Genomic DNA, 17,791 nt, shown 5'->3' with positions numbered 1-17,791 from the left:
TAGGAGAGCACGTGCCCCAGCCGCCCGCCACCGCACCGGAAGCACCGGAAGCGCCGGAGACCGCGGACGCCCAGGAAGCACCGGACGTCACGGAGGAGGACGAGGTCCTGCATCCCCGGCCGCAGTTCGCCCGGGCGGAGTGGGTCGAGCTCGACGGCGCGTGGGGTTTCGCCCACGACGACGCGGACCGCGGCCTCGACGAGTCGTGGTGGACGCAGGAGGCCGTGTTCGACCGCGAGATCGTCGTCCCGTTCCCGCCCGAGTCCCGGCTCTCGGGCATCCACGACACCGGCTACCACCCGGTCGTCTGGTACCGACGCGTCGTGCCGTGCCCGCGTCCTGACGACGGCGACCGGATCCTGCTCACCTTCGGGGCGGTCGACTACCGCTGCACGGTCTGGGTCAACGGCCACCGCGTCGGCGACCACGAAGGTGGGCACTCCTCCTTCACCCTCGACGTCACCCACGCCCTCGACGCCTCCACCGACGACCAGGTCGTGGTGGTCCGCGCCGAGGACTGGCACGACGACGTCACCCAGCCGAGGGGCAAGCAGGACTGGGCCGAGAAGCCCCACACCATCTGGTACCACCGCACGACCGGGATCTGGCAGCCGGTGTGGTGGGAGCGGGTCAGCCCCGCCCACCTCACCGACCTGCACATCAGCCCCGACGTCGTCCGCGGTCGCGTCGACGTCGAGGCGCGCGTCCCACGGTCCGCGGGGACCGGCCTCGCCCTGCGGTGCCGCGTGCGGTTCGAGGGCGAGACGTTGGCGGAGACGACGGTGGCCGTCATCGACCCCGAGGTGCGGGTCTCGGTGGAGCTGCCGTTCGCGCGCAACTACCAAGAGGTCCACCGGATCACGTGGCGACCGGAGTGGCCCAACCTCCTCGACGTCGACCTCGCGCTGCTGCGCGACGGCGAGCCGGTCGACGAGGTCACCAGCTACACCGGCTTCCGCCGGGTCGGCTACGCCGACGGTCACTTCCTGCTCAACAACCAGCCCTACTTCCTGCGGCTGGTGCTGGGCCAGGGGTACTGGCCCGAGTCCCACCTCGCCGCGCCCTCGCCCGGGGCGCTGCGCCGCGAGGTCGAGCTCATCAAGGCCCTCGGCTTCAACGGCGTCCGCGTCCACCAGAAGGTGGAGGACCCGCGCTTCCTCTACTGGTGCGACCGCCTCGGCCTGGTGGTCTGGGGGGAGATGCCGAGCCCCTACGCCTACTCGCCGACGATGGTCGAGCGCCTCACCCGCGAGTGGCTGGAGGTCGTCCGGCGCGACCGCAGCCACCCCTGCATCGTCACGTGGGTGCCGCTCAACGAGAGCTGGGGCTTCCAGATGGTCGAGCACGACCCCGCCCAGCGGCACTTCGCCTCCGCGCTCTACCACCTCACGCGGTCGGTGGACGCCAGCCGGCCGGCGATCAGCAACGACGGCTGGGAGCACACGGACAGCGACATCTGGGGCGTGCACGACTACGGCCCGAGCGGCCGCGGGCTCCGCGAGCGCTACGGCACCCAGGAGGCCCTCGACCGGAGCCTGCGCGACGGGCGGCCGGGCCGCCGCAGGGTGCTGCTGGAGGAGGGCACCGAGCGCGGGCAACCCGTCGTCGTCACGGAGTTCGGCGGCCTGTCCTTCAAGCCGGACGAGGGCCAGGAGTGGTTCGGCTACTCGACCGTCGCCAGCGCCGAGGACCTCGTCGCCAAGCTGGCGGAGCTCGTCGATGCGCTCGTGGACAGCCCCACGATCGCGGGGTTCTGCTACACCCAGCTGACCGACACCGAGCAGGAGGACAACGGGCTCCTCACGGCCGACCGGCAGCCCAAGGCCCCGGTCGAGCACATCCGTGCCGCCCTGTCGCGGCCCGCGCGCTCCGACCCGGCGAGCGAGGTCGACGAGACGCGCGCCGACGCCGCCGAGCCGACCCGCGACGGCGCCCCCTGACCGCTGGGCGGACGTGCGACGGCCCGGCAGAGCGGTGCTCTGCCGGGCCGTGCGCGGGACGTGCGTGAGGTGCGAGGGGGTCAGGAGACCCAGGTGCGCCAGCCGAAGCCGTTGGCGAGGTACTTCGAGTCGCCCTTGGTGGTGAAGGTCCAGTACCAGGTGCCGCCGCGGCGGGGCAGGCGGACCTCGTACTTGCCCTTCTTGTTGGTCTTGATCGTCTTCCAGGACTTGTAGCCCTTCTTCTCCTTCTTGGAGACCTTGATGACGATCTTCTTCTTGGCGTAGTCGGGCGTGACCTTGCCCTTGATCACGAAGCCGGACTTGGGCGCGGTGATCTTGCGCGCGACGCCGATGGTGAAGGGCGCGGACTCGCTCGGCGTGTAGTTGTCCTGGTAGCTGGTCGTGGCGGTGAACCCGCTGTAGACGACCTTGTACTGGGTGTTCATCTGCGGCTTCACGTCGTAGAACGACGCGTAGGTGTTCTCCGCGGTCGCGACCGGGACCCAGGCGCTGCCGCCGGCCTCCAGGGCCATCAGGGTCACGGTGCCCTCGGTGCCGCCGGGCGCGTAGCCGTCGGAGCTCGTCAGGTCGACGGTGATGTAGAGGTCGCCGCCGTAGACCACCTTGTCGGTGCTCGGCGTGGCGGTGGTGGCGGTGGTCCAGGTGTCGGCCGCCTGGCTCGGCGCCGCGATGGCGATCGGCGTCAGGCCGAGCAGTCCGGCGCTGACCGCGCCGGCGATGAGACGAGTGGTGCGCATGTCCCCGTTGTTCCTCTCAGGAGAAGTTCTGTCCGCCCGGCGACGCCGGGCGTTGAGGTTGGTGCTACCCCTGAGCCGCACGGGACAAACCCCTCGTCCCCCGCGCGCCCGTGTCCGGCAGCCCCCGTAGACTTTCATCCTCCCCCGCCTCCTGCCCATGTGGGGGCTCTTCCGCGTGCTCTCGAAGGAACCTCCCGTGCCGTCCACGCCCCTCGCCGCCGTCGCCCGGCGCGTCGTCGCCGCCCCCACGCTGGGCGGGGCCCTCGCCGACGCCGCGGTGCAGTCCTCGCTCGACCTGACCGGGCCCGGCGCGGTCCGGCCCTTCGTCGTCCACGGCCTCGTGGAGCGCGGCCGGACGGTCCTCGCGGTCACCGCGACCTCGCGCGAGGCCGAGGACCTGGTCGAGGAGCTGGCCGACCTCGTCGACCCCGACGCGGTCGCCTACTACCCGAGCTGGGAGACGCTGCCCCACGAGCGCCTGAGCCCGCGCAGCGACACGGTCGGCCGCCGGCTCGCCGTCCTGCGCCGCCTGCGCCACCCCGGCACCGACGCCGCCAACGGGCCGCTGAAGGTGGTGGTCGCGCCCATCCGCAGCCTGCTGCAGCCCCAGGTCACCGGGCTCGCCGACATCGAGCCGGTCGAGCTGGCCCCGGGAGACACCACCTCGCTCGAGGACGTCGTGCGCGGCCTGGCCGACGCGGCGTACTCACGCGTCGACATGGTCGAGCGGCGCGGCGAGTTCGCGGTCCGCGGCGGCATCGTCGACGTCTTCCCGCCCACCGAGGAGCACCCGCTGCGTGTGGAGTTCTGGGGCGACGACGTCGAGGAGATCCGCAGCTTCTCCGTCGCCGACCAGCGCACCCTCGAGGCGGTGGACCGGCTCTGGGCGCCCCCATGCCGCGAGCTGCTGCTCACCGACGACGTACGACGCCGCGCCGCCGAGCTCGGCCAGGCGCACCCGCAGCTGCTCGAGCTCACCGACAAGATGGCCGCCGGCATCGCCGTCGAGGGCATGGAGTCGCTCGCGCCCGCGCTGGTCGACTCCATGGAGCTGCTCGTCGACCTGATGCCCGCCGACACCACCGTCCTCGTCCTCGACCCCGAGCGCGCCCGCACCCGCGCCCACGACCTGGTCGCGACGAGCGAGGAGTTCCTGGGCGCCTCGTGGGCCGCCGCGGCGGGTGGCGGCACCGCACCCATCGACCTCGGCGCGGCGTCCTACCGCGAGATCGCCGACGTACGCCTCCACGCCCTCGGCCTCGGGCACGCGTGGTGGACGGTCAGCCCCTTCGGGATCGAGGAGGACGACAGCTCCCTCGCGCTGCCCACGCACCCCGCCGAGGCCTACCGCGGCGACCTCCAGCAGGCCGTCGACGACATCCGCGGCTGGCTCACCGACGGCGTCGACGTGGTGGTCGTCCACGCGGGTCACGGACCCGCGCAGCGGTTCGTCGAGCTGCTGGGCGAGAACGACCTCGCCGCGCGCCTCGTCGAGGAGGGCGAGTCCGCCGGGGCCAACGTGGTGACCGTGACGTGCGGACACCTCGTGCACGGCATCGTCGACGACGAGGCGAAGGTCGCCGTCGTCACCGGTGACGACCTGTCGGGGCAGAAGACCTCGACCCGCGACATGCGGAAGATGCCCACGCGCCGCAAGAAGCAGATCGACCCGCTGGAGCTCAAGGCCGGCGACTACGTCGTGCACGAGCAGCACGGGGTGGGCCGCTTCGTGGAGATGAAGCAGCGCGAGATCGGCGGCGCGGTGCGGGAGTACCTCGTCCTCGAGTACGGCCCCAGCAAGCGCGGCGGTCCCAACGACATGCTCTACGTCCCGGCCGACACCCTCGACCAGGTCACCCGCTACGTCGGCGGCGAGAACCCCAGCCTCGACCGCCTCGGCGGCGGCGACTGGACCAAGCGCAAGAACAAGGCGCGCCGCGCGGTCCGCGAGATCGCGGCCGAGCTGATCAAGCTCTACGCCGCGCGCCAGGCCACCAAGGGCTACGCCTACGGCCCCGACACCCCGTGGCAGCGCGAGCTCGAGGACGCCTTCCCGTTCACCGAGACCGTCGACCAGCTCACGACCGTCGACGAGGTCAAGGCCGACATGCGCCAGGTGGTGCCGATGGACCGCCTCGTGTGCGGTGACGTCGGCTACGGCAAGACCGAGATCGCGGTGCGGGCAGCCTTCAAGGCGGTGCAGGACGGCAAGCAGGTCGCGGTGCTGGTGCCGACGACGCTGCTCGTCACCCAGCACATGTCGACCTTCTCCGAGCGGATGTCGGGCTTCCCGGTCGTCATCAAGGGCCTGTCGCGCTTCCAGACCGACAAGGAGGCCAAGGAGGTCATCGCCGGCCTGACCGACGGCTCGGTCGACATCGTGGTCGGCACCCACCGCCTGCTCAACCCCGAGATCAAGATGAAGGACCTCGGCCTCATCATCGTCGACGAGGAGCAGCGCTTCGGTGTCGAGCACAAGGAGCAGATGAAGCGGATGCGCACGTCGGTCGACGTGCTCTCGATGAGCGCGACGCCGATCCCGCGCACCCTGGAGATGGCGGTCACCGGCATCCGCGAGATGTCCACGATCACCACGCCCCCGGAGGAGCGCCACCCGGTCCTGACCTACGTCGGCGCCTACGAGGACCGCCAGGTCGTCGCGGCCGTGCGCCGCGAGCTGCTGCGCGAGGGCCAGGTCTTCTACATCCACAACCGGGTGCAGTCCATCGAGAAGGCCGCCGCCCGGATCCGCGAGCTCGTCCCGGAGGCGCGCGTCGCCACCGCCCACGGCCAGATGGGCGAGCACGCCCTCGAGCAGGTCATGCTCGACTTCTGGGAGAAGCGCTTCGACGTCCTGGTCTGCACGACCATCGTGGAGAGCGGCCTCGACGTGTCCAACGCCAACACGATGATCATCGAGCGCTCCGACACCCTCGGTCTCTCCCAGCTGCACCAGCTGCGCGGTCGCGTCGGCCGCTCCCGCGAGCGGGCCTACGCCTACTTCCTCTACCCGGCGGAGAAGCCGCTGACCGAGACCGCCCACGAGCGGCTCGCGACGCTGGCGCAGCACTCCGACCTCGGTGGCGGCATGGCGATCGCGATGAAGGACCTCGAGATCCGCGGGGCGGGCAACCTCCTCGGCGGTGAGCAGTCCGGCCACATCGCCGACGTCGGCTTCGACCTCTACGTCCGGCTCGTCGGCGAGGCCGTCGCCGACTTCAAGGGCGGCAACGAGGAGGAGCTCGCCGAGGTCCGCATCGAGCTGCCGGTGGACGCCCACCTGCCGCACGACTACATCCCCAGCGAGCGGCTGCGGCTCGAGATCTACAAGCGGCTGGCCGAGGTGCGCACCGACGCCGACGTCGACGAGGTCCGCGCCGAGCTGCTCGACCGCTACGGCAACCCGCCCGCGGTCGTGGAGTCGCTGCTCGTCGTGGCGCGCTTCCGCGCCCGCTGCCGCCAGGTCGGGGTCGGCGAGGTGACGCTGGCCGGCAAGTTCGTCCGGTTCGCCCCGGTCGACCTGCCCGACTCGCGCGTCGTACGCCTCCAGCGGCTGCACCCCAAGAGCGTCGTCAAGGCGCCCACGAGCACGATCCTGGTGCCGCGGCCGCAGGAGAACGGCTTCCCCGTACGCCCGGTGGCGGGTGTCGCCCTGCTTGAATGGGCCCGCGGCGTGATCGACGACGTCATCGCCGCTCCGGCGCCCGTCGCCGCCTCGACCGCCTCGACCGTCTCGACCAAGGAGTGACCTCGTGAGCAAGACCCGCCTGACGGCCGCGCCCACCTGGGTGATGGTGGCCCTCGCAGGACTGCTGCTGACCGGATGCGGCAGCGCCAGCCCCGGTGTCGCGGTCAAGGTCGGTGACGAGGAGATCTCGACGCGCCACGTCGACGAGGTCACGTCCAACTACTGCACGGCGGTGGGCGAGCTCGAGTCGGCGGTGCCGATGGGCTTCGTGCGCCAGTACGTCGTCCAGCTGCTGACGCTGCGCTCGCAGGCCTCGCAGATCGCCGACGAGTACGGCGTGGAGCCGGGCTCGACCTACTACGACGACGTCGCGCAGCGCCAGACCGCGGCGGAGGCCCAGCCCGAGGAGGTCCGCGACGACTTCGTCGAGCTGGCGTCCACCTCGGCCTACGCCCAGGACATCCTCGACCAGGTCGGCCGGATCGTCCTGGAGGAGCAGGGCGTCACCGAGCCGACCGCCGAGCAGACCACGCAGGCGGGCATCGACGTGTTCAACCAGTGGCCCAACACCCACGACCTCGAGATCGACCCGCGCTTCGGCCTGCGCAACGTCGACGGCGTGCTGTCCGCGGTCGACACCAACACGTCGGTGGCGGTCGGCGAGACCGCGAAGGCGGGCCTGGCGACCGAGCCCGACCCGGCCTTCGCCGAGACGCTCCCGGTCAGCCACCGCTGCGGCTGAGCTCGTGACCGCCTCGCCCGAGGGCTCGGCCCTGGAGGACTTCGCCGAGCAGATGCGGGTGCTGCGGCGCGAGTGCGCGTGGAAGCGGGAGCAGACCCACACCTCGCTGATCCCGTTCGTGCGCGAGGAGGCCGAGGAGGTCGTCGAGGCGATCGAGTCGGGCGACCCGGCCGCGCTATGCGACGAGCTGGGCGACCTGCTGCTGCAGGTGGTCATCCACGCGGTGATCGCCGAGGAGGCGGGTGACTTCACCCTCGACGACGTGGCCCGCGGGGTGATCGCCAAGATGGAGCGGCGCAACCCCCACGTCTTCGGCGACGCGGTCGCCACCGACGCCGCCGAGGTGCTGCGCCTGTGGAACGCGGCCAAGGCAGCCGAGAAGGCGGAGAAGGCGGAGAAGGCGGCCGGCGACGGGACGTCATGAGGATCGTCGGTTCGCACCGCCGATTCCCATGACGTCAGCGATCGGTCACGTACGGCGTCGCAGCGCGACCGCCCGTCCGAGGACCCCGACGCCGAGCACGGCGAGCCCGGCCAGCACCGAGCCGAGGGGGAGAGCGGCGGCCAGGACGACGCAGCCGACCAGGCCGAGCACCTGGAGCGCCCGCGGCCAGCGGCGCTGCTCGGGCGGCTGGCGCATCGCGGCGAGGTTGGCGACGGCGTAGTAGACGAGCACCCCGAACGACGAGAAGCCGATCGCCCCGCGCAGGTCGGCGAGCAGCACGAGCGCGACCACCGCGACGCCGATGACGACCTGCGCGGTGTCGGGCACCCGGTGGCGCTCGTCGACCGAGGCGAGGGGCGCCGGCAGGTCGCGCTCGCGGGCCATCGCGAGCGTCGTACGCCCGACACCGGCCAGGAGGGCGAGCAGGGCGCCGAGGGCGGCCGCGGCGGCTCCGACCCGGGCCAGCGGGACGGCCCAGTCGGCGCCTAGCGACGCGGTCGCGTCGGCGACGGGCACCTCGGACGTGGGGAGGGCGTCGCGGAGGACGTGGACCAGGGCCAGGGCGACGAGCAGGTAGAGGACGACCGCGGTGCCGAGCGCGACGAGGATCGCGCGACCGAGGACCTCGGGGCGGCGGACCTCCTCGGCGAGGGTGGCGATCCGGGCGTAGCCGGCGAAGGCGAAGAACAGCAGCCCCGCGGCCTGCAGGACGCCCCACGCGCCCCCGGTCGCGGCGAGGGGGCCGACCGGCGCGGCGTCGCCCGCCGCGGTGAGGACGAGGAACCCGACGAGCACCACGAGGGTGGCGGCGAGCAGGACCTTGGCCGCGGTCGCCGTGCGGGTGACCCCGCGCAGGTTGAGGACGGTGAACGCCACCACCGCGAGCGCCGAGAGTGCGCGTTGCCACGCGCCGGCGCCGGGCGCGGCGTAGGCGGCGAAGGTCATGGCCATCGCGGCGCACGAGGCGGTCTTGCCGACGACGAACCCCCACCCGGCCAGGAAGCCCCACCACGGGCCGAGGACCTCGCGACCGAAGAGGTAGGTGCCGCCCGACGCGGGGTGCGACGAGGCGAGCTGGGCGGACGCCACGGCGTTGCAGAAGGCGATGACGGCCGCGATCGCCAGGCCGAGGAGGAGCCCGCGACCGGCGGCCTCCGCGGCCGGGGCGAACGCCACGAAGACGCCCGCCCCGAGCATCGCGCTCAGCCCGACCACGACCGCGTCGGCGGTGCCCAGGCGGCGGGCGAGGGCGGGCTGGGCGCTCATGCGGGCACCTGCCAGGCGACGCCGCACTCGCGGAGCCGGGTCCGGACGAGCAGGAGCGTGTCGTCGGCGTCGGTGAGCATGCGGGTGAGCATCGAGGCGAACGAGGTCGTGGTGGGTTCCGGCCCGAACGCCTCGACGAACGCCTCGTCGAAGCGACCGGTCGCGCCCAGCCGGGCGACCGACCCGACGAAGTCGGGACCGACCCGCGCCACGCGCTCGAGCAGCACGCCCAGGTGCTCGTCGTCGGCCGGTGTGTCGGTGTCGGCGTCGGTGTCGCGGGCGAGGGCGGTGAAGACGGTCAGCTGCCGCACGGCGGAGGCCAGGGCCGATCGGAGGGCGCCACCGTCGACGGGTCGGTCGAGCTCGGGCCCGGCCACCTGTGCGGCGGCCTCGACGAGGCTCGTCACGAGGCGCACGTGGCGCTCTGCCATGTCGACGACCAGGTCCACGGAGTCCATCGTCCACCGAGCGGGCAGCCGGACGCCGTCCGGCGGGTGGACGTGGGCGTCGCCCGGGGCGTCGATCAGGTGGGACGTCGGGTCGGCCCGCCACTGCGACGGCAGGGCGCCGAGCTCGCGCCGGAAGGCGCGCGCGAAGACGTCGTAGCCCCGGAAGCCGGACTCGGACGCGATGTCGCCGAGGGTGCGATCGGTCGTCGCCACCAGGTGGGCGGCCCGCTCGAGCACGAGGCGGCCGGCGAACCTCGCCGGGGACTCCCCGGCCATCGCCAGGCGCAGCCGGTCGAGCATCGCGTCGTCCTCCCCGGCCCGCCCGGCGCGCTCGACGAGGGCCAGGAGGTGGTCGGCGGGGGTCGGCACGCGGCGCACGGTAGCGGCGCGCACGGACACCCCGACGACGTACGTCTCGCGCGTGACTAGGCTGGCAGCCGCCCCACGGGATCCCACCGGGTCCCTCGAGATCCTCAGACGTTCCCCACAGGAGTCCTGCCATGTCGATCATCGCTGCAGTCGGTGCCCGCGAAATCCTCGATTCGCGCGGCAACCCCACCGTCGAGGTGGAGGTCATGCTCGACGACGGGGCCTTCGGCCGCGCGGCCGTGCCCAGCGGCGCCTCCACCGGCGCCTTCGAGGCGGTGGAGCTGCGCGACGGCGGCAAGCGCTACCTCGGCAAGGGCGTGCAGAAGGCCGTCGACGGCGTGATCGACTCGATCGCCGGCGCGGTCGTCGGCCTCGACGCCGACGACCAGCGCCTCGTCGACCAGACGATGCTCGACCTCGACGGCACCGCCAACAAGGCCAAGCTCGGCGCCAACGCCATCCTCGGCGTCTCGCTCGCCACCGCCAAGGCGGCCGCGGAGTCGGCCGGTCTGCCGCTCTTCCGCTACGTCGGCGGCCCCAACGCCCACCTGCTGCCGGTGCCGATGATGAACATCGTCAACGGCGGCGCCCACGCCGACTCCAACGTCGACGTCCAGGAGTTCATGATCGCGCCGATCGGCGCGCCGACCTTCCGCGAGGCCCTCCAGCACGGCGCCGAGGTCTACCACGCCCTCAAGTCGGTGCTGAAGAAGAAGGGCCTGTCGACGGGCCTGGGCGACGAGGGCGGCTTCGCCCCCGACCTGGAGAGCAACCGCGCCGCGCTCGACCTCATCGCGGAGGCCGTCAAGTCCGCCGGCTTCACCCTCGGCAAGGACATCGCGCTGGCGATGGACGTCGCCGCGAGCGAGTTCTTCGAGAAGGGCTCCTACACCTTCGAGGGCAAGAAGGTGAAGACCGACGCGATGGTCGACTACTACGCCGACCTCGTCGCCAGCTACCCGATCGTCTCCATCGAGGACCCGCTCGACGAGGACGACTGGGACGGCTGGAAGGCGATCACCGAGGCGCTCGGCACCAAGGCCCAGCTCGTCGGCGACGACCTGTTCGTCACCAATGTCGAGCGCCTGCAGCGCGGCATCGACGGCGGCCAGGCCAACGCGATGCTCGTCAAGGTCAACCAGATCGGTTCGCTCACCGAGACCCTCGACGCCGTCGAGCTCGCCCACCGCGCCGGCTTCCGCAACATGATGAGCCACCGCTCGGGCGAGACCGAGGACACCACCATCGCCGACCTCGCCGTGGCCACCAACTGCGGCCAGATCAAGACCGGTGCGCCGGCCCGCTCCGACCGCGTCGCGAAGTACAACCAGCTGCTCCGCATCGAGGACGAGCTGGGTGACGCGGCTCGCTACGCCGGCCGGGGCGCCTTCCCGCGATTCAAGGGCTGAAGCAGGCAGACTGGCCTGCATGCCTTCCCAGCGCCGTACGCCTCGGGGCGGGCCCGGAGGGTCGCGCGGTCCGAGGCAGGGCTCCAGCACGCACCCCGGCGCCCGCGGCTCACGACCGAGGGCGGCCGGGACGCGTACGACGTCCTCGCGGACCGCGGAGCCCCTCGCCGCGACGGCGCGTCCTGCCACGCGCAGCACCGCGCGCCGGCCTCGCTTCACCGGGCGTGCCGCGGTGCTGGTGCTCGTGCTCGCGGTGCTGACCGTGTCCTACGCGTCCTCGCTGCGGGCCTACCTCCAGCAGCGGTCCCACATCGGCGACCTCAAGGCCCAGATCGCCGAGCGCGAGGCCAGCATCAACGACCTCGAGCGTGAGAAGAAGCGGTGGGACGATCCCGCCTACGTCAAGGCGCAGGCCCGCGCCCGGTTCGGCTACCTGATGCCCGGCGAGGCCGGCTTCGAGGTGATCGGGCCCGACGGCGAGCCCATCGAGGCACAGGCCTCGCTCAACGACCCGGACGACGTCATCAAGACGGTGCCCAAGGCCTGGTGGACATCGGCGTGGGAGTCGATGGAGCTCGCCGGCAACCCGCCCCCGCCCGAACAGGAGCCGGTCGACCTCGTCGACGGGACGAAGCAGTGAACCAGCAGAAGATCGACCCGGCCGACGAGGCCGCCATCCACGCCCAGCTCAAGCGGCGACCCCGCGGCATCGACTCCGTCGGCCACCGGTGCCCGTGCGGCAACCCCGACGTGGTGACCACCGAGCCCCGGCTGCCCAACGGCACCCCGTTCCCGACGACCTTCTACCTGACCTGCCCGCGCGCCGCCTCACGCATCGGCACCCTCGAGGGGTCCGGCCTGATGAAGGAGATGCAGGAGCGCCTCGGCACCGACGAGGAGCTCGCGGCGGCCTACCGGACGGCGCACGAGCGCTACCTCGCCTTCCGCGCCGAGGTGGGCGAGCGGGCCGGGCTCGACGTCCCCGAGATCGAGGGCATCACCGCCGGCGGGATGCCCGACCGGGTCAAGTGCCTCCACGTGCTCGCCGGCCAGTCCCTCGCGATGGGCCGCGGGGTCAACCCGCTGGGCGACGAGGTCCTCGACCTGCTCGGCGACTGGTGGGCGTCCGGTCCCTGCGTCGAGCGGCCCCCGGCACAATGACGGCATGACCCAGTCGGAGACCACCGTCGCGGCGATCGACTGCGGGACCAACTCGATCAAGGTCCTCATCGGGACCGTCCGCGACGACGGACGGCTCGACGTCGCGCTGCGTGACTCCCGCGTCGTGCGGCTCGGCCAGGGCGTCGACCGCACGGGCCTGCTCGCCGACGAGGCGCTGGAGCGCACCTTCGCGGCCATCGACGAGTTCGCCGAGGTGATCCGGCGCCACGGTGTCCCGACCGAGCGGATGCGCTTCTGCGCCACGTCCGCCACCCGTGACGCGAGCAACGCCGCGGTCTTCGCCGAGGGCGTACGCCGTCGGCTGGGCATCGAGCCGGAGGTGCTGTCCGGCGACGAGGAGGCGGCGCTGGTCTACGCCGGCGCCATCGCCGCGCAGGTCCCGATGCCGCCCGAGCCGGTGCTCGTCGTCGACATCGGCGGCGGCTCGACCGAGCTGGTGCTGGGGCGCGGCGGCGACCGGAGGGCGGTGTCGATGGACATCGGCTCCGTCCGGCTCCACGAGCGCCACCTCGCCGGTGACCCGCCCACCGCCGACGAGGTCGCGGCGTGCGTCGCCGACATCGACCGGCACCTCGACGACTCCGGCATCCCGCTCGGGCGCGCGCGCACCGTCGTCGGCACCTCGGGCACGATCAAGACCGTCGCGTGCGGCGTGCTTGGCCTGGGCTGCTACGACCGCGAGGCGTTCGACCAGGCCGTCCTGCCCAACGCCGCGACCGCCTCCTACGTCGCCGACCTGCTCGCGATGACCGTCGCCCAGCGACGGTCGCTGCCCTACATGCACCCCGGACGCGCCGACGTCATCGGCGCGGGCGCCCTCATCTGGACCCGCATCCTCGACCGCGTGCCGGTCATGGAGCACGTGGTCTCCGAGGCCGACATCCTGCACGGCATCGCCGCCGCCATCGCGCGATGACCGGCCCCGTCCTGCTGCCCCACCCCGTCGTCGGCGGGGCGTTCACCAGCCCCGTGGCTCCCGGCGTCGGGTGGCCCGACGACCCGGGCGCGCCGGACACGCCGGTGGCGCGCGACGCCGACGACGTACGACGACTCGCCCACGACGCGCCGCTGCCCGAGCTCGACGCCCGGGTGAGCGTGTGCTCGGCGTGCCCGCGGCTGGTCGCGTGGCGCGAGGGCGTCGCGGTGGAGAAGCGGGCGTCGTTCGCCGACCAGCCCTACTGGGGGCGCCCGATCCCGGGCTGGGGCGACCCCGAGCCGTCGCTGCTCGTCGTCGGGCTGGCCCCGGCGGCCAACGGCGGCAACCGCACCGGCCGCATCTTCACCGGCGACCCGAGCGCCGACTGGCTCTTCGCGAGCCTGCACCGCACGGGCTGGGCGGCGCAGGGGACCAGTGACCACGCCGGCGACGGGCAGCGGCTCGTCGGGGCGCGCATGGTCGCGACCGTGAGGTGCGCGCCCCCGGACAACAAGCCGACCGCCGTCGAGCGCGACACCTGCGCGCCGTGGATCGCCGCCGAGCTGGCGCTGCTCCCCACCGTGCGGGCGGTCGTGGCGCTGGGGGCGTTCGGGTGGGAAGGGGCCGTCCGCTCGCTGGTCGCGGCCGGGGCGCCCGCACCGGCGAGGCGTCCAAAGTTCGCCCACGGTGCCGAGGTGGCGCTGGGCGACGTGACGCTGCTCGGCTGCTACCACCCCTCGCCGCACAACACCTACACCCGCCGGCTCACCCGCGAGATGACCGACGAGGTCTTCGAGCGGGCACGGGCGCTGACACGCTCCGACCTCTGAGACCATGTCGGACGTGACCCTCCACGCCATCACCGTCCTCGGCCACGACCGTCCCGGCATCATCGCCGAGACCACCGACAAGCTCGCCGGGCTGGGCCTCAACCTCGAGGACTCGACGATGACCCTGCTGCGCGGCCACTTCGCGATGATGCTGGTGTGCGAGGGCGCGGCGCCCGACGCGGAGATCGAGCAGGCGCTCGCGCCGCTCACCGCCGACGGCAGCCTCACCGTCACCGTCCGGGAGGTCCCGACCGAGCACGTGGAAGCCGGCGACGGCACCGCGTGGGTGCTGTCGGTGCACGGCGCGGACCGCCCCGGCATCGTGTCGGCCGTCGCTGCGGTCGTCGCCGGGGCGGGAGGCAACATCACCGACCTCACCACGCGTCTCGCCGGTGACCTCTACCTGCTCGTCGCGGAGGTCGACCTGCCGGCGGGCGCCGACGTGGCCGCCGTCGAGGGCGAGCTGACGCGCGTCGCCGCCGACCTCGGTGTCGGGGTCTCGCTCCACCCGGCCGACGCCGACGAGCTCTGAGCGGCCGCGCCATGGTCGTCAACACTCGGGTCCTGGAGTGGGCCGAGACCGATCTCGGCGTGGCCGGAGAGGTGCGCGAGGTCGTCCGCGCGCCCGCGGCCGTGCTGTCCACGCTCGGCGAGACGGTCGACCCGACCTCGCCCGACGTCGTACGCCTCGCCGCCGACCTCGTCGCCACCATGCGCGTCTCGCCCGGCTGCGTCGGGCTGGCCGCGCCCCAGGTCGGGGTGGGGGCCAAGGTGTTCTGCGTCGACGTGTCCGAGCACCCCAAGACCCGCGGGCACCACGGCACCTTCGTGCTGTGCAACGCCGAGGTCGTCTCCGGCAGCCGCAACGAGAAGGCGCGCGAGGGCTGCATGTCCGTGCCCGACTTCACCGGCGACGTGAAGCGCCCCAGCCGGATCGTCGTACGCGGATGGCTGCCCGGCACCGGCGAGGAGGTCGAGCTCGAGGCCGAGGCCTTCGAGGCGCGGGCGCTGCAGCACGAGATCGACCACTGCGACGGGCTGCTCTTCCTCGACCGCGCGGCCGGCGCGCACGCCGTCTACGCTCGGAAGACCTACCTCTGACCCGACTGCGGGTCGACGCCCCGGTATCCCAACCGGTAGAGGAAGCGGTCTTAAAAACCGCACAGTCTGGGTTCGAACCCCAGCCGGGGCACCGAGTGAAACCCACGCCTACCTGCGGCGGCGACCGCGATTCGGGATCGGAGCGCTCGACGTGCAGGGAATGTCGCGCTCTTTCGGCGCTCCGACAACACCACGGCTTCACCGCGGTCCACGGCGGCCGGAGGCGGTCGAGGGAGGCTGCTGAGCAGCAACCGCATGCTCGTGGACCGGCGTAGGATCGCGGCAGAACGTCAGGCAGGCGACGAGCCCCGCAGCGAAAGAGATCGCTGGCAGAGGACGCACCCTGGTACGCGGTAGCCCAACCAGTGACGGCTGGTGCTCCATGGGCCACCGATCCGACAGCAACGTCGGGTCTGGTGGCCAATGTCGTCTTCGGACCCGCTGATCCGAGGAGCCTCGCGTGACCGAGCACCCGATGTACATCCGCAAGCAGGACGTCCCCGCCGTATTCGGACTGTCCGAGCGCCAACTCAAGCGCTGGTCGTACGAGGGGCGGCTGAACCGCTTCTATCCGGGCGGTCCCACAGGGCCGTGCTTCTTCAAGACCGCCGACCTCGAAGCGCTCATGGAGCGGTCGATGGTGCCCGTCGGCAAGAAGGCCGGTCGGGCTCCAAAACGCGCTTCCTGAGCGCTGTCTCTCACTCCTGACCAAGTCGTCGGGGGTGGGTGAGGGCGCTCAGCAGGACGCTCGGATTGACAACTCAATAGAGGTCGCCAGAGGAGTGAGCGCCGCACGGGGCGCACACGAACGGCACAGACCGGTCGAGCGAGCACCTTAGCGTCGTTGATTGAAGGCTCAATCAATCCCGGAAGGGGACGCTCATGGCAAGGGGCATCAACGCCGGAGGCGATCTGCTCACTGCGCTCGCTGACGGCACCGATCTCAACAAGCTTTGGCAGGACTACAGCGACGCGGTCGCCGAGTACAACGCTCGCCGCGGCACGATCGTCAACCTGCTCTCGTTCAAGACCACGCTCTCTGTTGACGCGGTCCTCCAGACCTTCACCGGCAACGACTTCGAGGACGCGTCCGAGTACGGCGAGCCGGTTGGCACGCGGCCCACTATCACTCAGGCGGAACTGGGCTTCATGTTCCGCTGGCGCGACGCGGCGACGCGATTCACCTGGCAGTTCCTCGCCGACGCTACCAAGGAGCAGACGGACGCCATCACGAACTCAGTGATGGAGGCCGACTCCAAGCAGGTCTTTCAAGGCGTTATGGCGGCCTTGTTCAACAACACCGCCCGCACCAACAAGGAGGGGAAGGCGGTTCTGCCGTTGTGGAACGGCGACTCGATGGTGCCGCCGGATTACGACGGAAGGACCTTCGGACCGACTCACACTCACTACGTCACGACGGCCAACGCGAGCCTCACTCAGGTCAGCGTGGATGCGCTCATGGAGCTTGTTCTGGAGCACGGTTACGGGCAAGGCCGCAACGGTCGGCTCGTCCTGTTGGTGAACCGCGCGCAGGCGAACGTGATCCGCGGGTTCCGCAGCACCGCCAGTGGCGGCTCTGGCTCGTTCGACTTCATCCCTGGCGCTGGCGCTCCGGCTCGGCTCACGACTGAGACGGTGGTCGGTGACACGCCTCCGGCATCGATCGGCGATCAGCCGCTCATCGGTGCGTACGGGCCCGCGTGGGTTGGGGAGAATTCGCTCATCCCTGCTGGCTACGTGCTCTGCGTATCCACGGGCGGCGACAACAGTCAGTTCAACCCCGTCGGCTTCCGCGAGCACCCGACGACAAGCTTGCGCGGCCTCAACATCGTGCGAGGTCGTGTTCCTGACTATCCGCTACAGGATGCCTTGTTCGTCCGTGGCTTCGGCACCGGCGTGCGGCACCGGGGTGCGGCTGCGGTTCTGCAGGTCACCGCGAGCGGTACGTACACCGCGCCGTCGCAGTTCGTCGGGGTCGGCTGATGGATATCCGACTGACGCCTGGACAGCGAGCGCATGTTGATCAAGTGCTGGCGCTGGTGAATGAGGTCGAGCACGCGTGGCCTTGGAATCAGCAACTCATGGCCGATGCCGAGGTCGAGCGCGTCGTTCTTGAGCGGCTGGGGGACGACTGGCCGGGTCTGCGCGACGACCGCGCATACCTGCTGTGGGCCAATGGCCGGCTGGTCGACCTCGACGACGCGATCAGCGAGCACGACATCACTCGGCAAGTCATCGGGAGCATGCCGCTAGGTGGGGAGTGCGACCGATGCCGCTCCGTGCGGCGCATCGCGGGTGCCGCGGTGATCGCTGTGCCTCGCAACCTCGTCCCGCTGCTGTTGTGCGGCTCGTGCGCGAGTCGCCTGCGACCTGACGTGCTCATCACGAAGGAGGCCACCGATGGCTGACATGAAGACGATCGCTCGACAGGCGGCCGACTGGCCCGACCAGCGCGAGCTTGCAGAGGAATACGAGGTCTCATTCCGCATGGTGCGGCGACTCGTCGCCACTGGAGAAGTCGAGTCCATCCGGCTCGGGAAGATCCGCGTCAGCCCCGAGTCATTCGAGCGCTGGCTCGCAGCGCAGTACAGGCCCGGCGAGGCCTGACCACGATCCGCAGCGCCGGTGGGGGCCTTACGTCGATCCGAGCAGCCTCACCGGCGCTGCACCCTCGCGACAAACCCGTGGAAGGAGTT

18 protein-coding genes and 1 tRNA gene are annotated in these 17,791 nt (G+C 71.8%); 16 read left to right on the top strand and 3 right to left on the bottom strand.

The genetic code is table 11. From position 1 onward, the window contains the following. The first annotated feature begins 11 nt into the window (after positions 1-11). Entirely contained in the window at positions 12-1,940 is a 1,929-nt protein-coding gene (locus tag NCI01_RS14430) for a sugar-binding domain-containing protein (protein WP_254182195.1), read from the top strand. An 80-nt stretch (positions 1,941-2,020) separates the two neighbouring features. Here the strand turns inward: NCI01_RS14430 and NCI01_RS14425 are convergent, their stop codons facing one another. Beyond that, complete coding sequence (locus tag NCI01_RS14425) at positions 2,021-2,698, bottom strand: hypothetical protein (RefSeq protein ID WP_254182194.1); 678 nt, start codon at positions 2,696-2,698, stop codon at positions 2,021-2,023. 157 nt (positions 2,699-2,855) lie between these two features. On the opposite strand from NCI01_RS14425, the gene mfd reads away from it, so the two are divergent. Genes mfd through NCI01_RS14410 form a run of 3 tightly spaced genes read left to right on the top strand, consistent with a single transcriptional unit; the run spans position 2,856 to position 7,552 of the window. Further along, a complete protein-coding gene (gene mfd / locus NCI01_RS14420) occupies positions 2,856-6,446 on the top strand; it encodes a transcription-repair coupling factor (RefSeq protein WP_254182193.1) in 3,591 nt (1,196 codons plus the stop codon). Between the two features lie 4 nt (positions 6,447-6,450). Next, the gene (locus tag NCI01_RS14415) at positions 6,451-7,128 is read left to right on the top strand and encodes a hypothetical protein (RefSeq protein WP_254182192.1); all 678 of its coding nucleotides are present in this window, start codon (positions 6,451-6,453) and stop codon (positions 7,126-7,128) included. Positions 7,129-7,132: 4 nt separating this feature from the next. After that, positions 7,133-7,552 (top strand): MazG nucleotide pyrophosphohydrolase domain-containing protein, encoded by a 420-nt coding sequence (locus NCI01_RS14410; RefSeq protein ID WP_254182191.1) that lies wholly within the window; start codon positions 7,133-7,135, stop codon positions 7,550-7,552. A gap of 45 nt (positions 7,553-7,597) precedes the next feature. Here NCI01_RS14410 and NCI01_RS14405 read toward each other — a convergent pair whose 3' ends face one another. Then, complete coding sequence (locus NCI01_RS14405; RefSeq protein WP_254182190.1) at positions 7,598-8,839, bottom strand: APC family permease; 1,242 nt, start codon at positions 8,837-8,839, stop codon at positions 7,598-7,600. Then, the gene (locus NCI01_RS14400) at positions 8,836-9,657 is read right to left on the bottom strand and encodes a helix-turn-helix domain-containing protein (RefSeq protein WP_254182189.1); all 822 of its coding nucleotides are present in this window, start codon (positions 9,655-9,657) and stop codon (positions 8,836-8,838) included. Before NCI01_RS14400 ends, NCI01_RS14405 begins: the two co-directional genes overlap by 4 nt. 131 nt (positions 9,658-9,788) lie before the next feature. Here NCI01_RS14400 and eno point away from each other — a divergent pair, with 131 nt between their 5' ends. The 12 genes from eno to NCI01_RS14340 all read left to right on the top strand — a co-directional run bounded on the left by eno (position 9,789) and on the right by NCI01_RS14340 (position 17,702). Then, positions 9,789-11,066 (top strand): phosphopyruvate hydratase, encoded by a 1,278-nt coding sequence (gene eno, locus NCI01_RS14395; RefSeq protein WP_254182188.1) that lies wholly within the window; start codon positions 9,789-9,791, stop codon positions 11,064-11,066. Positions 11,067-11,085: 19 nt separating this feature from the next. Continuing rightward, positions 11,086-11,706: an FtsB family cell division protein gene (locus NCI01_RS14390; RefSeq protein WP_254182187.1), complete on the top strand. Its 621-nt coding sequence runs from the start codon at positions 11,086-11,088 to the stop codon at positions 11,704-11,706. Then, positions 11,703-12,227 (top strand): DUF501 domain-containing protein, encoded by a 525-nt coding sequence (locus NCI01_RS14385; protein ID WP_254182186.1) that lies wholly within the window; start codon positions 11,703-11,705, stop codon positions 12,225-12,227. Before NCI01_RS14390 ends, NCI01_RS14385 begins: the two co-directional genes overlap by 4 nt. A 4-nt stretch (positions 12,228-12,231) precedes the next feature. Next, the gene (locus NCI01_RS14380; protein ID WP_254182185.1) at positions 12,232-13,164 is read left to right on the top strand and encodes a Ppx/GppA phosphatase family protein; all 933 of its coding nucleotides are present in this window, start codon (positions 12,232-12,234) and stop codon (positions 13,162-13,164) included. After that, the gene (locus tag NCI01_RS14375) at positions 13,161-13,994 is read left to right on the top strand and encodes a uracil-DNA glycosylase (RefSeq protein ID WP_254182184.1); all 834 of its coding nucleotides are present in this window, start codon (positions 13,161-13,163) and stop codon (positions 13,992-13,994) included. The genes NCI01_RS14380 and NCI01_RS14375 overlap by 4 nt, the downstream gene beginning before the upstream one ends. 13 nt (positions 13,995-14,007) lie before the next feature. Next, positions 14,008-14,526 carry a glycine cleavage system transcriptional repressor gene (locus tag NCI01_RS14370; protein ID WP_254182183.1) on the top strand — a complete coding sequence of 173 codons (519 nt, stop codon included), beginning with the start codon at positions 14,008-14,010 and terminating at the stop codon, positions 14,524-14,526. Between the two features lie 11 nt (positions 14,527-14,537). Next, positions 14,538-15,095, top strand: a complete 558-nt coding sequence (gene def, locus NCI01_RS14365) for a peptide deformylase (RefSeq protein WP_254182182.1) — start codon at positions 14,538-14,540, stop codon at positions 15,093-15,095. A 17-nt stretch (positions 15,096-15,112) separates the two neighbouring features. Continuing rightward, positions 15,113-15,186, top strand: a tRNA-Leu gene (locus NCI01_RS14360). Between the two features lie 369 nt (positions 15,187-15,555). Continuing rightward, positions 15,556-15,783, top strand: coding sequence for a hypothetical protein (locus NCI01_RS14355; protein WP_254182181.1), 228 nt, complete (start codon positions 15,556-15,558; stop codon positions 15,781-15,783). Between the two features lie 194 nt (positions 15,784-15,977). Next, entirely contained in the window at positions 15,978-17,078 is a 1,101-nt protein-coding gene (locus NCI01_RS14350) for a hypothetical protein (RefSeq protein ID WP_254182180.1), read from the top strand. After that, positions 17,078-17,503, top strand: a complete 426-nt coding sequence (locus tag NCI01_RS14345; protein ID WP_254182179.1) for a hypothetical protein — start codon at positions 17,078-17,080, stop codon at positions 17,501-17,503. The genes NCI01_RS14350 and NCI01_RS14345 overlap by 1 nt, the downstream gene beginning before the upstream one ends. Continuing rightward, entirely contained in the window at positions 17,496-17,702 is a 207-nt protein-coding gene (locus NCI01_RS14340) for a helix-turn-helix domain-containing protein (protein ID WP_254182178.1), read from the top strand. The genes NCI01_RS14345 and NCI01_RS14340 overlap by 8 nt, the downstream gene beginning before the upstream one ends. Positions 17,703-17,791: the final 89 nt, after the last annotated feature.

This window comes from Nocardioides pinisoli (assembly GCF_024199985.1).
GTDB lineage: Bacteria > Actinomycetota > Actinomycetes > Propionibacteriales > Nocardioidaceae > Nocardioides > Nocardioides pinisoli.
Note: the sequence above shows the minus strand (reverse complement) of the source record. Positions and strands in the feature narration are given on the sequence as shown.

Bases quoted from the DNA above. Each gene is read 5' to 3' on its own strand.
- NCI01_RS14380 (WP_254182185.1), top strand. From the start codon at position 12,232: ATGACCCAGTCGGAGACCACCGTCGCGGCGATCGACTGCGGGACCAAC.
- NCI01_RS14350 (WP_254182180.1), top strand. From the start codon at position 15,978: ATGGCAAGGGGCATCAACGCCGGAGGCGATCTGCTCACTGCGCTCGCT.
- NCI01_RS14425 (WP_254182194.1), bottom strand. From the start codon at position 2,698: ATGCGCACCACTCGTCTCATCGCCGGCGCGGTCAGCGCCGGACTGCTC.
- NCI01_RS14390 (WP_254182187.1), top strand. From the start codon at position 11,086: ATGCCTTCCCAGCGCCGTACGCCTCGGGGCGGGCCCGGAGGGTCGCGC.
- NCI01_RS14340 (WP_254182178.1), top strand. From the start codon at position 17,496: ATGGCTGACATGAAGACGATCGCTCGACAGGCGGCCGACTGGCCCGAC.
- NCI01_RS14345 (WP_254182179.1), top strand. From the start codon at position 17,078: ATGGATATCCGACTGACGCCTGGACAGCGAGCGCATGTTGATCAAGTG.
- eno (WP_254182188.1), top strand. From the start codon at position 9,789: ATGTCGATCATCGCTGCAGTCGGTGCCCGCGAAATCCTCGATTCGCGC.
- mfd (WP_254182193.1), top strand. From the start codon at position 2,856: ATGTGGGGGCTCTTCCGCGTGCTCTCGAAGGAACCTCCCGTGCCGTCC.
- NCI01_RS14405 (WP_254182190.1), bottom strand. From the start codon at position 8,839: ATGAGCGCCCAGCCCGCCCTCGCCCGCCGCCTGGGCACCGCCGACGCG.
- def (WP_254182182.1), top strand. From the start codon at position 14,538: ATGGTCGTCAACACTCGGGTCCTGGAGTGGGCCGAGACCGATCTCGGC.
- NCI01_RS14375 (WP_254182184.1), top strand. From the start codon at position 13,161: ATGACCGGCCCCGTCCTGCTGCCCCACCCCGTCGTCGGCGGGGCGTTC.